Genomic DNA, 12,025 nt, shown 5'->3' with positions numbered 1-12,025 from the left:
TCCCCCTGGAGGAGTACCCGTCCCTCCCCCCCCCCCCCACCCCCCCCCCCACCCCCCCCCCCCACCCCCCCCCCCCCCCCCCCCTCCGCCCTTTCCCGGGTCCACCACCCTCGCCTGGGGGCGGCCGCGAAGGCGACGCTGCACTGCCATTCCACAGCACCACGGCATTCAGGACGAGCCCGAGGGCAGCGAGCTGGTCTTATCCGAACTAACCCAGCACAACGGAGGTTGTCGATTCCTCGGGCTCCGTAACGGAACGCGACTTCAGTAAAGTTGGGCTTCCGCAGCTCGTCGGGCGTGTCGCGGAAGCCCACTGTGGTGCCAGCCGCTGGCCGGGTCGGGGGTGAGACGGCCAGCGCTGGTTCGGAAGTCGGGCATCCCGAGGTGCACGGTGGTGTGCCTGCATCGCGGTGAGCTTCTGCCCGGCGGCGGCCAGGCTTCCTCGATCGCCGCGACCTCGCCGGGCCAGCCCTGTTCCTTGGCCTCCTGGAGGCGGTCGACGAGATCCAGCCTGGGCATCTGCTCGGGGTCGGGCCTCAGGACGGGACAGCGGATGCCCCGTTCACTGAACGAACAACGCTGATTGCGCAGTTCAGGGCACAGGCGAGGTTACCGCCCAGTACGGTCTGCGGTCGTGAACGATCGTGTGCCCGAGCGGGATCTGTCGAGGTTGGCCGTTCCTCGGTGGGGTCGGCTGGTGGAGACCGGCGACCGGTACGAGGCCTACCGGCTCGTCGACGCCGACGAAGCACCATCCGGGCATCGATTCGCTCCGGCCAGGTCTCGCCAGAACAGTCCGGCCAGCGCTCGGGCCATGTCCTCCAGCGTGACGTAGTCGAGGTCGACCGCACGCTCGGTGAGGTAGTCCACCAGCAGATTGCGTATCGCGGTGCAGGCGATGCCGTGCCGGTCGACCAGGGCCGTCGGCGTCAGCTGACCCGGCAGCATCACCGTCTTCGACCGCGAGGGGGCCTCGGAGCCGAATACGCCGAGTTCCGCGAGGAGAGCGTAGAAGAGATGCTTGCCGTGGTAGCCGTTGATCTCGTGTTCGCCGATGGCGTGCTGGAGCTCGACGCAGTCACCGATGGTGATGTCCTGGAAGGTCCCGCCCCTGCTGGTGATGATCCAGGTGACGCGGTTGAGCGCGTTGTTCCAGTCGTTGGCCCCCGAGTGGCCGGTGGCCGCGTACTGGTCCTTGAGCGCCGCGAACCCGTCAGGATCGGTGACGCTGCGGATGTGCGCCAGCAGTTGGGCAAGCCGCTGCCGCAGCAGCCACGGGTAGGCGGAGGCAATCCTATTGGACGTCTGTCCAACTTCGGGGCACCTCATGTAGTACCGGCGGGGCCCTGCTGCCGTGCGACACCACTGCGCAGGCATTCTGTTTCCGCCCACCCGACGGGGATGCTGTCGGGGTGCGGGAATCGCGGTTTGCTTGACCGGAGACCACCTCACTCTCGATGTCGCGGTACCCAGGCCCAGCACTTCCGCCCGGGCTATCCTGATGGCGCTTCGTTCCTCCGTTCTTCCCTCGGCGCGGTCGTGAGGGCTTGGATGCGTCGCCTGGAATAGGGGCAGACACCTACTTCTACATCAACTGCTGAGTCAGCGGGGAGCCCTGGCTGGCGTGAGACGGATTGGAAGGCACTGAGCCATCCCGGCGGTTCTCTCTACCGGCGAGGTTTGAGTGGGCTTGATCCGCTGACAGACATCTGAGTGGAGTGCTGCCGGCAGGTCATCAGCTCCGCTGCGGCAGCTACCACCCGGAATCTGCCCCCTTCAGCTGATCATCACCCTGGCCACCGGGCGGAGAGCGAGACTCGTCCAAGTGCGCGCCTCATGTGGCAGGTGCCGACGATCACCCCGACCCTGAGTTCGGTGCCCTGCACCCGCAGGGACGAGTGTGTCTGGAAGGACTCAGATGTCTCAACGCAACACGGTCATGCGCAGTCTGCATGACATCGGCCTGGCGGCTTGGTTCGGGGGCTCTCTCATGGGGGCCGTCGGGGTGAACGGAGCGGCGCGCACCGCCGTGAAGGAGCCGGTTCTCGCAGCGCGGCTCGCCAGCGCCGGCTGGGCCGCCTGGACCCCGGTGAACGCGGCCGCGATCAGCGCCCACCTGGTGGGCGGTACCGGGCTGCTGGGGGCCAACAGTGCCCGGGTGGCCTACCAGAGCGGCGTGGGCGCCTCCACCCTCGCCAAGACGGTCCTCACCGCAGCCGCGCTCGCCGCCACCGCGTACAGCCGCGTCCTGGGCAAGAAGGTCGAACTCGCCTCGTCCCCCGACTCCGAGGATCGAGAGGCTGCCGCCGACCACCCTGTGGATGTGGATCAGGCGCAGCGCCACCTCGCCGTCCTGCAGTGGGCCGTACCTGCTCTGACGGCCGGGGTTCTGGTGCTCAATGCCCTGCACGGAGAGCAGCAGCGCCCCGAGCAGCAGCAGGCAGGAATGCTACGGCGCGCCGCCTCACCCCTGGCCATGGCCGGCGGCAGAAGTATGGCTGCCGTGCGCCGTGCCTGCCACTACGGCCCGATGGCCGACCACTGCTGAACTTACAGGCGAGCATGCCCCCGCGGCCCTGTGCCCGAGGCTGTCCGGTCAGCTGCCCGCTGGCCCGAGTCCGATCCGCACGCCGCCCCCCACGCCATTCACAAGGAGACAGGCCATGGCCAGAACTGCCACGACCAAAGTAAGGCAGCCCGTTACGGACGACAGCATCAAGGTGCGCCAGCTCAGTCACTACCAGTTCAGCTGGGTCGCAGGGGAGCCCGCTGCCCCAGGCACCCTGACCCTGCAGCTCGTGCTCGACGAAGGAGCCTGGGAAGAGGTACTGACCGTCGACGCCGACGACGCCGATGTCCTCCAGGACCTCCTGCGCAGCACCCCGACCGTGCACTACGACGTCAGCCGCCGAACCCTCATGTTCGGCGTCACCGCCGTCGGCACCTGAACGACAGACAACCGACCCCGCCACTCAAAGACTGCGGAGTGCAGCAAGCCGGCCTGCCCGGGCCAGGTTTCCCGATCGCCACGGGCGCGGCCAGGTCCCCGTCTGCGTGGTGGTGCACCGCGGCCCCGGCACGCGTTTGCCGGGGCCGCTCTTCCACGCAGCGCTCGTCCCGCGGGACGTTGCCGGCACCTACCAGCCGGTTTTCGGACCGGTGTTTCGCATTCGACCAGTTCAGTCCGCTGTCGGTCCGCCCCTGCCACGGCTCCATCTGGGCCGATGAAAAGAGACCTGCACTGCGGGCCCGTGCCGACCGACACCCTGGACGCTACGGCTGCAGACCGAGCGTGTGGGGTGGATTCAACAGTCAGGAGCCCGGCCAAAGGTCCCATCACTGTCTTGTCCGTCTGCCCGGCCGGCTCGCGCCCTCCCATCAGCGCGCGTTGGAAGGGCAGCACACAACAGCATGGCAGCACAGGACATAGCGGTGGTCGGCGGGATCGACACCCACGCCCGCCTCCACCAGGCCGCGGTCATCGACAGCATCGGCCGGCACCTGGCCACCGAGCAGTTCGAGACCACCCCCGACGGCTACCAGCGGCTGCTGGACTGGCTGCGCTCGCACGGCGAGGCGTTGGCCGTCGGGATCGAGGGAACCGGCGCCTGTGGCGCCGAGACCGCCCGGTTCCTGACCGCGCACGGGGTCACCGTGGTGGAGGTGGACCGGCCCGACCGCAAGGCCAGGCGGGACAACGGCAAGTCCGACTCGATCGACGCCTACGCGGCCGCGACCGCCGTCCTGTCGGGGCGGGCCGCAGGCACGCCCAAGGCTCGCAACGGGATCGTGGAGGCGATCCGGGCCCTGCGGGTGGTCCGCAAAAGCACCGTCAAGGCCCGCACCCAGACCATCAACCAGATCCGCACCCTCATCGTCACCGCCCCCTCCAGCGTCCGCGACAAGCTGCGCGGCCTGTCCGCAAAGGAACTGGTCGACACCCTGGCCCGCTCCCGCCCCACGGGCAAGCTCGCCGACCCGGCCTGCGCGGTGAAGACCGCACTACGCAGACTCGCCCGCCGCTACCAGGCACTCGACGAGGAGATCAAGGAGGCCGACCCGGAGATCGGTCCGCTGGTCACCCAGGCCGCCCCCAGGCTCATCGCCCTGCCCGGCGTCGGCCCGGAAACCGCCGGCCAGCTGCTGGCCAGCGCGGGCGACAACCCCGACCGGCTCCGCTCCGAAGCCGCTTTCGCCCACCTCTGCGGGGCCGCTCCGGTCCCGGCCTCCTCCGGCCGCACCAACCGCCACCGCCTCAACCGCGGCGGCGACCGCGCGGCCAACAACGCACTCCACACCATCGTCCTGGTCCGCATGAAGTCCGACCAGCGCACCCAGGAGTACGTCGCTCGCCGCACCGCCGAAGGCATTACCAAGAAGGACATCGTCCACTGCCTGAAACAGTTCGTCGCCCGCGAGGTCTACCGACACCTACCCCACACGATCCCCAACCCCGAACCGCTCCCGCAGACCGCTTGACGATCTATAGGAGCTTCCCCATGGACGCCTCGGTACCTGCCCTGACCAGACGTGTTGCCAGCTTCACGGAGGTGTACTGGCAGCCGTGACCGGCGTGATGTACGAGCGTGCCAGGCCCGGCTTCCCGGGAGGCAAGGGCGTACTCCAGCACGGTGAGGACCAGGCCGGCGTCCGCCTTTGCGAGGTCTCCCAGGCGACCACGCGGCGGGAGAAGGCGTCGCGGACCGCTGAGAGCCACAGCGGCCCCTCGTGCGTGGGGATCATCGTCAGGCCGGTGACCCACAGCCGGTTCGGCGCGGGCGCGGTGAAGTCGCGCTGCACCAGGCCTGGGTGCGGCGGGGGCTGATGCCCCGCAGGCCGGCCTGGCGCATATCAGGCGTTCCACCCGCCTGTGGCCCACGTGCACGCCCTCCCGCCTGAGCTGGGCATGGACACGGGATGAGCCGCAGATCCCACCGGAGTCGGCATGAATCCTGCGGATGTGCCCGGTCAGCTCCACACCACGCTGCCGGCACTCGCACGGCTCGCTCTCTGCCCGGCGCCACCGGTAGTACGCGGAAGGGGGGATGTGCAGTTCCCGAAGTACGCACTCGACCCCCAGACAAGGATGCTCGCCGACGAGCGCGGTCACCTGGTCCGGGTCGGGCCGAGCTGCGCCGCGAAAAACGCCGATGCCGTCCGCAGTACGTCGTTCGCCCGCCTGAGCTGGGCATTCTCCTTCCGCAGGACGGCCAGCTCCTCACGCTCGGCAGTAGTCAGCCGGTCATCGCGCTCACCGGCGTCCGCCCCGGCCTGCCTGATCCAGGTCCGCAGCGCCTCCGGATGCACGCCAGGATCGACGGCCATCCGCTTGATCTGCGGCTTCGGCTCACTGGTGCGATACATCCGCACCCCACGCTCCCGCAACTCCAACGGGCACTTCCTCGGGGCAACCATGATCAGATCTCCTCTCGCGAGAACCAGGTGATTTGACCGGGACAGATCAAGGGGTGCCCGGGCCGGGGGCCCCGCCGTCCCCGTCAGGCACCTCTTCGCGCGCGCCAGATGCACCGAATCGCCTGGCGGTGCCGGGTGCCGGGCGACGGGTGACGGTCAGATGGGGTCAGCAAGGAGCACGCCGGCGACGGGCGCGTATGGCTGTTTTCCTTACAGTGCCCCAGCCCTAGTGGTGGCCATTTGGTGGGTGCCTGCCGTGGCGGAGGGGCGGGTTGACTTGCTGAGCCACATTTGTGTGTTCCGCCGTCTCTCACCGAGGTTGTTCTATGTCCCCCTCTCTGCCTGTCGGAGCCGGTTTGGTTGCGCAGCGGGGCGCTGGTGGCGTTTTGCGGTGGTGTGGGTTGCGCCGGGTGGCGTTGGCGACGGTGGTGGTGATTGGGGTGGCGGCGGTTCCGGTGGTGTCGGCGGTGGCTGCCGATACGCCGGGCGGGGTGCCGGCGCCGGTGTCGGGTTCGGTACCGCTGGGTGATGCGGCCGCGGGGGCGCTGGATGAGCGTACGGGTCTGTGGCGGATGAGCCTGCCGCTGGTCACCCTCGGGGGGCGTGGGGGTCTGGATGCGTCGGTGGGGTTGTCGTATGACCAGCAGCTGGCGGCGGCGGGGGTGGACCGGCATGGTCTGGGTGCGGGGATGAGCCTGGGGCTGTCGTTTGTGGAGACCGAGGGCGGGGGGGTGCGGGTGTTCCCCGCCTCGGGGGGCATGTTCGAAGCCGATGAGGCCTCCGCGACCGGCCTGAAGCGCTACCCGCTCAAAGACCTGGAGTTTGAGCGCAAGGCGGGCACGGTTCCGGCCCGCGACGGCGTCCCGGCACGCCCCTACACGTACGTGCTGTCGTATGAGGACGGGCGGGTGGATTACTTCTCCGCTGAGGGGGATCTGCTGGGGCGCAAGGACCGGTCGGGCAACCGGGTGGACTGGCTGTGGGGGTCGGGGCACCGGCTGGTGCAGGTGGTGGACACCTACGGCCAGAAAGCCACCCTCACCCCCTCCGCGACCGGTATCACGGTCACCTCACCGGCCCGCTCGGATGGGCGGGTGCCGACAATGCAGCTGAAGACCGAAGGCGGCCGTCTGGTGCAGGTGAGCGACCCGGCCGGGCAGGTCACCACTCTTGGTTACCGTGCGAGCAGCGAGACGGGGAACAAGGCGCTGCTGAGTGAGATCGTCACCCCCGCCGGGGCACGGACGGCGGTGGAGTATCAGACCGCGGCCGGGATGAGCGTGGTGAAGACGGTGCGGGTGACCGACCGGGGCGGGAAGGACCTGGTCGCGCCGAAGAGCTTCTCCCTGGTGCCGGTGGACGGGCAGCTGCACAACCACACCGGGTTCCCGAAGTACCAGCACACCACCTTCGGCCTGTTCGACGCCGCCGATACCGCAGCGCAGGGCTACCGGTACGCCACCGAGCTGTCCGACGGCATCTCCGTGGTGCGTTCCACCTACAACAAGCTGCACCTTCTTCAGGAGCGGGAGACGTTCCTGATCGCCGGGGACAAGCGGATCAGCCTGCACAAGCAGGGCATGGACTACACGGGCGAGAAGGACGAGACGCCGCCCTCACCGTCAGCGCTGCCGGCGAACTACGCCAAACCCACCGAAGCACGGGTCACGCACCTGGGCCCCGGCGGCAAGTCCCGGACCACTGCGGAGACCGCGGTGTTTGATGATCATGGCCGGCAGGTGGAGCGCAAGGACGCCACCGGGGCGGTCACCCGCACCGAGTACGGGCCCTACGGGCAGCCGGTGAAATCAGTCACCACCGGCACCGACGGCACCGTCGCCGAAACGAAGAACACCCTCACCCCCGACGGCAAACATGTTGCCACCACCACCCAGTCGGTGGCCAACAAGCCGGGCGAAACCCCCAGGGCACGCACCACCACCAGCTTCGAGGTCGACGGGCACGGTGAGCTGGCATCGAAGACGGTCACCTGGGCGGAGGGCGCGCGCCCGGAAGGTGATGAGGGGCCGGAGAAGCTGACGGAGACCTACACCACCAGCATCGACACCGGCGCTCATACGCGTACTGATGCGGTGACCACGCCGGGGGGGACTGTGAAGCAGGTCTCGGATCTGGCCACCGGTGAGGTCGTCGAAACGGTGGATGCGGCGGGCCGGGCGTCGAAGACGGTGTATGACGATGCGGGGCGGGTGATCAAGGAGACCGGGCCGGACGGGCTGACCGTCACCGCGGCGCACACCCCGACCTCCACGACGCTCACCACCCCCGACGGGCACGTCACCGTGGAGACCCGCGATCTGCTGGGACGGGTGCAGAAGAAGACCGACAACATCACCGGCGGGAAGATCACCAGTGACCCCGGCGTGCGGACGCTGCAGGAGGTGGAGTACTCGCCTGACGGGCTGACCGCCACCACCAGCGACGGTGCGGGCCGCAAGACGGTCACCACGAATGATCTGCTGGGCCGGCCCGTCAAGGCCGTCGCCCCCAACGGCATGACACAGCTCTTCTCCTACGACGACGTCGCCCACACCAAAACCACCGCCATCCTCCCCGCCGGGGAGAGCGACCCGGCCAGGGCGGTGACCACCACCACCGAGAAGCTCGATGCTGCCGACCGGACAGTCGCCTCCTCGACCCGTCACACGGACGGCACCCCCGTCCCCGCGGCTTCTCAGGCCTTTGACGGGCTCGGCCGGGCGCGGGAATCCACGGCCAGGGATGTCACCACCCGCCTCGCCTACGGCACCGGCGGCACGGCCGACACAGCCACCCTGACACCAGCCGCGCCCGAGGTGTTCCCCGGCAGCGAGGTCACCGCCGAGCCGCGCGCGGATCTGACCGGCGGGCCGGTGGCCAAGACCCTGGGCTCGGGTGAGGAGAAGCGGTCCGGGACGACGGTGAAGCGGGACGATGCCGGGCGTGTGGTCGAAGAGAAGGACCCGGCTGGCGGGGTTATCGCCACGGTCTATAACGAGCGGGGTGAGGCGCAGAAGGTGACCCGCCCGGACGGGTCGGTCACCACCGCCTCCTACGCCCCGGCCACCGGCCGGATCACCGAGACGGCCACCTTGTCGGCGGACGGCAAGCAGGTGGTGAAGAGCGCCTACACCTACGAGCAGACCACCGGCCGGGTTCTGGAGGTGTTCGACCCCTCCGACAAGACGGGCACGGTCATCTCCTACACCTACGACGCGGACGGCCACGTCACCAAAGTCACCTACCCCGACGGCAAAACCCTGACCCAGGAATACGACACCCACGGACAGCTCACAGCTGCGGTCGACGCGGCCGGGGCGCGCACCGTCTACACCCACAACGGTGACGGCACCCTGCACTCGGCGAAGCAGACCGGCACCGACGGCAAGACCCTGGCCGAGGTCACCTACACCTACGACAAGCTCGGCCGGATCGGGAAGGCCGAACGCGGCAACGGCGTCACCACCCTCTACACCTTCACCGGTGCCAGCCAGATCAAGAGTGAGAAAACCGTGCGCGCGGACGGCACCCTGGTCAGTGAGGCCGCCTACACCTACGACTCCCACGGCAACCTCACCTCCCGCACCGACACCCGCCCCGCCGTCAATGAGACCGGCACGGTGCTCAAGGATGACAAGGGGACAGTCAGCCAGGCGACCACCACGACCGCCTACCAGTACGACGCCTACGACCGCTTGCTTCACTCCAAGGTCAGCAACGACAAGGGCCAGCCGGTCACCGAGACCGCCTACACCCTCAACGTCTCCGGCGACATCACCCGCTCCGAGACCACCCGCCACGACCAGGGCGGCAAGAAGAGCGTGACCGAGCACGACATCGGCCCCGCAGGCCGGCTGACCGCCATCACCACCGACGGCGAGAAGAAAACCCAGGAATTCGACCAGGCCGGAAACCTGACCAAAGACCACCGCGGCAACACCTGGACCTACAACCCCCACAACCAGCCCACGACGGTCACCACCCCCGACGGCACCCGCACCACCTACACCTACTGGGCCGACGGCACCCGCAAGGCTGCCACCACCAGCCCCGGCAGCACCACCGGGGAAGGATCCGGGCAAGGCGGCGGGACGGTAACCGGGTTCTACTACGACCCCGTAACCGGCACCATCACCAACGACACCCACACCACCACGGCCAGCAGTGGTGAGGGGGCCGCCCAGCCGGACACCATCACCGGCTCCTACCTGCATGCCGCCACCCGCGAAGCCCGCACCCTCACCACCAGCCAGACCGGCACCCCAGCCGAGACGGCCCAAGCGGCCCAGACAGCCAACGCCACCGGCGGCGGCTACCTCCACCACGACCGCCACGGCAACACCACCACCCTCACCGGCGACGGCGGCCACATCAACGCCGCCTGGCACTACACCGACTACGGCCAGCACACCACCCACACTGGCTCCGCCTTGCCCCAGGGCACACCCGCCACCGCAACGGCCACCACCAGCAGCACGCGCACCACCCCAGCCGCGGCCGCAGCCGGCGCCAACCCCTTCGCCTACGCCGGCGAATACACCAACACCACCACCGGCACCCAATACCTGAAAAACCGCCTCTACGACCCCACCCAGAACCGGTTCACCACCCGCGACAAAGCACCCCAGCACAACCGCTACATGGCCTTCGACGCCAACCCCATCATGAAAACCGACCCCACCGGCAACACCGCCGAGCTCGACTGGGGCCTCTTCGCGCTGTCGGCGGCCATTTTCCTCGGCACCGTCCTCTCAGTCGCCGTCACCGCCGCGACCGGCGGCCTCGCCGCCGTCGGCGCCAGCGCTCTGCTCGGACTCGCCATCGAAACCGCCGGTCTTGCCCTCGAAACCGTCGCCCTCGCCGACGACACCGAACACTTCCTCACCCCCGACGCACGCACCGGCCTCCTCTACGGCGGCCTCGCCCTCACCGCCGCCGGCGGCCTCGGCACCGCTGGTGCCAAGCTGGCGAAATGGCTGCGGCCCTCATTGGCTGCTGACGCGACCGACGCTCAGCGCATCACATATATTGAAAAAAAGTTCGGTCAATATCTCCGCGCATCGCCTGAGACCCGGGGAACCCAATTTTATGCAAGCACTCTAGTGACGATGAGTCACGTTCCGGAAAAGTGGCTTGACTCCATGCTGGGCACCTTCAAAAAGGCGGAAGAGAGCCTGCTGTTCAACGGCAAGGTTCCCGGTATCGATGTGCTCCACCCCAGCATGCAGACTTCAAGCAGCTGGGACTTTGAGAGGAAAGTTTTGCTTTTGGCAAATCCGGAACATATCGCAAAGGAATTGGGTAGCCGGAGGGTGCGGCCCGACCTTGTCGTCCTCCATGAGGTCGGCCACTACATTAGCGAGGAGGCCCGCCTCCTCGTACGTAAGCCGAATACCGCCGCCAATAAATTCCTCCAACACTGGCAGGGTAAAATTCGCAGCGTAAAGACGAATACGCGTCAAGAGGCAGATGCGCAGCACTATCTGGGAAGAAAGGATACCGAGTTCTGGGCGGAGGCAATCGGGGTCGTAATGGACCCGGAGGGGAAGGCCGAGTTGTTCGGTCTCCCTGGGTCCAGGGATGCAATACAAACCTTCCTCAGAGCGGAAGGGGTTATCTGACGCAAGGCCGGTCGTCAGGGCTTGCAGATCATTAACTCGCCGTCTTGATCTCTGTCGCGGTAGTGATGCCTGCCTCGCGCGCGAGGTTGAACAGGTCTTCGAGAATGGCGAGCTGGCGTTCGGCGGGGTGGAGAGCGTGGCCTGCGGTTGCCAGCAGTTTCCGGAGGCTTTCCAACTTGGCCACCGACCGGGTGACGAGGCCGGTCGAGTAACGGGGGAGGCCCTCGGACTGTTGAGCGAACGCCGAGTGGGTCGAGATCACCAACACCACCCGCCACGGGATCAACGACGGCTGGACCCTGAAGGACGAGGACGGCCACCGCTACCGCTTCAACGACGTCCGCCTCGCCGGACGCGCCACCATCCGCATCCACACCGGCGAAGGCCGCGACACCCGCACCGATCTCTTCCAGGACCGCCGCAAGATCATCTTGGGTCCTTCCAGTCCGGCAGATCACCGGAGGTCGAGAAAACAGGAACGTGATTCCACTACCGCCACGGGGCGGGCGGGCAGCAGCGGCCTACAGGTCGAATTCCATCTGCTTGATGTCGGTGAACTCCACGTCCAGGCCCTGGACGCGGCGCCCGCCGTCGTGGAAAGACCTCGCCGAGCGCCTGGCCCGCGATGTCGCGCAGCTGCTGCTCACTGGCCCCGGCGTCCTGGGCGTCGAACAGGCGGGCCGCGTACTGCGGAGCAGGGCGAGGGTGATGTGCCGCAGGCGGGCATCGTCGGTGCTGCCGGGCGCGGCGGTGAAACCGAACCGCGCCCTGACGTCGACAACGACGCCCGTGCTGGTGGCCGCCTGCTTGCGAGCCTTAGTGCCTGACTGAGAACCGGTCACGGGGAGGTGTGTGGGTGGGTTGTTCCTCGGGCCAGGCGGCGGGTCATGAGGGTGATCATTGACCATTTGACCATGGCTTCGTGATGTTCTGGCAGGCGTTCGTAGTCGCGGACGCAGCGTCGTCTGCGGCAGATCCAGGACAGGGTC

At 68.1% G+C, this 12,025-nt stretch carries 8 protein-coding genes and 1 pseudogene; 4 read left to right on the top strand and 5 right to left on the bottom strand.

What is annotated here, in order from left to right; genetic code table 11:
• Positions 1 to 723: 723 nt before the first annotated feature.
• On the bottom strand, positions 724 to 1,329 hold the full coding sequence (locus tag AC07DW_RS29930; protein ID WP_478860809.1) for a hypothetical protein: 606 nt from the start codon (positions 1,327 to 1,329) through the stop codon (positions 724 to 726).
• Positions 1,330 to 1,918: 589 nt separating this feature from the next.
• Here AC07DW_RS29930 and AC07DW_RS29925 point away from each other — a divergent pair.
• The 3 genes from AC07DW_RS29925 (at position 1,919) to AC07DW_RS29915 (ending at position 4,479) form a co-directional block, all read left to right on the top strand.
• Positions 1,919 to 2,548, top strand: coding sequence for a hypothetical protein (locus AC07DW_RS29925; protein WP_478860808.1), 630 nt, complete (start codon positions 1,919 to 1,921; stop codon positions 2,546 to 2,548).
• Positions 2,549 to 2,663: 115 nt separating this feature from the next.
• Entirely contained in the window at positions 2,664 to 2,948 is a 285-nt protein-coding gene (locus tag AC07DW_RS29920) for a hypothetical protein (RefSeq protein ID WP_478860807.1), read from the top strand.
• Positions 2,949 to 3,411: 463 nt separating this feature from the next.
• Positions 3,412 to 4,479, top strand: coding sequence for an IS110 family RNA-guided transposase (locus AC07DW_RS29915; protein ID WP_478860806.1), 1,068 nt, complete (start codon positions 3,412 to 3,414; stop codon positions 4,477 to 4,479).
• 4 nt (positions 4,480 to 4,483) lie between these two features.
• Here the strand turns inward: AC07DW_RS29915 and AC07DW_RS29910 are convergent, their stop codons facing one another.
• The gene (locus tag AC07DW_RS29910; RefSeq protein WP_478860813.1) at positions 4,484 to 4,978 is read right to left on the bottom strand and encodes an IS3 family transposase; all 495 of its coding nucleotides are present in this window, start codon (positions 4,976 to 4,978) and stop codon (positions 4,484 to 4,486) included.
• Between the two features lie 128 nt (positions 4,979 to 5,106).
• Positions 5,107 to 5,391, bottom strand: a complete 285-nt coding sequence (locus tag AC07DW_RS29905) for a transposase (RefSeq protein WP_478860805.1) — start codon at positions 5,389 to 5,391, stop codon at positions 5,107 to 5,109.
• Positions 5,392 to 5,825: 434 nt separating this feature from the next.
• Here AC07DW_RS29905 and AC07DW_RS29900 point away from each other — a divergent pair, with 434 nt between their 5' ends.
• Positions 5,826 to 11,036: an RHS repeat protein gene (locus tag AC07DW_RS29900; protein WP_478860804.1), complete on the top strand. Its 5,211-nt coding sequence runs from the start codon at positions 5,826 to 5,828 to the stop codon at positions 11,034 to 11,036.
• 31 nt (positions 11,037 to 11,067) lie between these two features.
• Here AC07DW_RS29900 and AC07DW_RS29895 read toward each other — a convergent pair whose 3' ends face one another.
• Both AC07DW_RS29895 and tpg read right to left on the bottom strand, forming a co-directional pair.
• Positions 11,068 to 11,307 carry a hypothetical protein gene (locus tag AC07DW_RS29895; RefSeq protein WP_478860803.1) on the bottom strand — a complete coding sequence of 80 codons (240 nt, stop codon included), beginning with the start codon at positions 11,305 to 11,307 and terminating at the stop codon, positions 11,068 to 11,070.
• A 250-nt stretch (positions 11,308 to 11,557) separates the two neighbouring features.
• Positions 11,558 to 11,866, bottom strand: a pseudogene (gene tpg / locus AC07DW_RS29890) (telomere-protecting terminal protein Tpg); the annotation flags it as partial.
• Positions 11,867 to 12,025: the final 159 nt, after the last annotated feature.

The sequence above is a fragment of the Streptomyces sp. NPDC045701 genome (assembly GCF_056432045.1).
Note: the sequence above shows the minus strand (reverse complement) of the source record. Positions and strands in the feature narration are given on the sequence as shown.

Excerpts from the sequence above, each read along its gene's own strand:
- AC07DW_RS29915 (WP_478860806.1), top strand. The coding sequence starts at position 3,412 with ATGGCAGCACAGGACATAGCGGTGGTCGGCGGGATCGACACCCACGCC.
- AC07DW_RS29920 (WP_478860807.1), top strand. The coding sequence starts at position 2,664 with ATGGCCAGAACTGCCACGACCAAAGTAAGGCAGCCCGTTACGGACGAC.
- AC07DW_RS29930 (WP_478860809.1), bottom strand. The coding sequence starts at position 1,329 with ATGAGGTGCCCCGAAGTTGGACAGACGTCCAATAGGATTGCCTCCGCC.
- AC07DW_RS29925 (WP_478860808.1), top strand. The coding sequence starts at position 1,919 with ATGTCTCAACGCAACACGGTCATGCGCAGTCTGCATGACATCGGCCTG.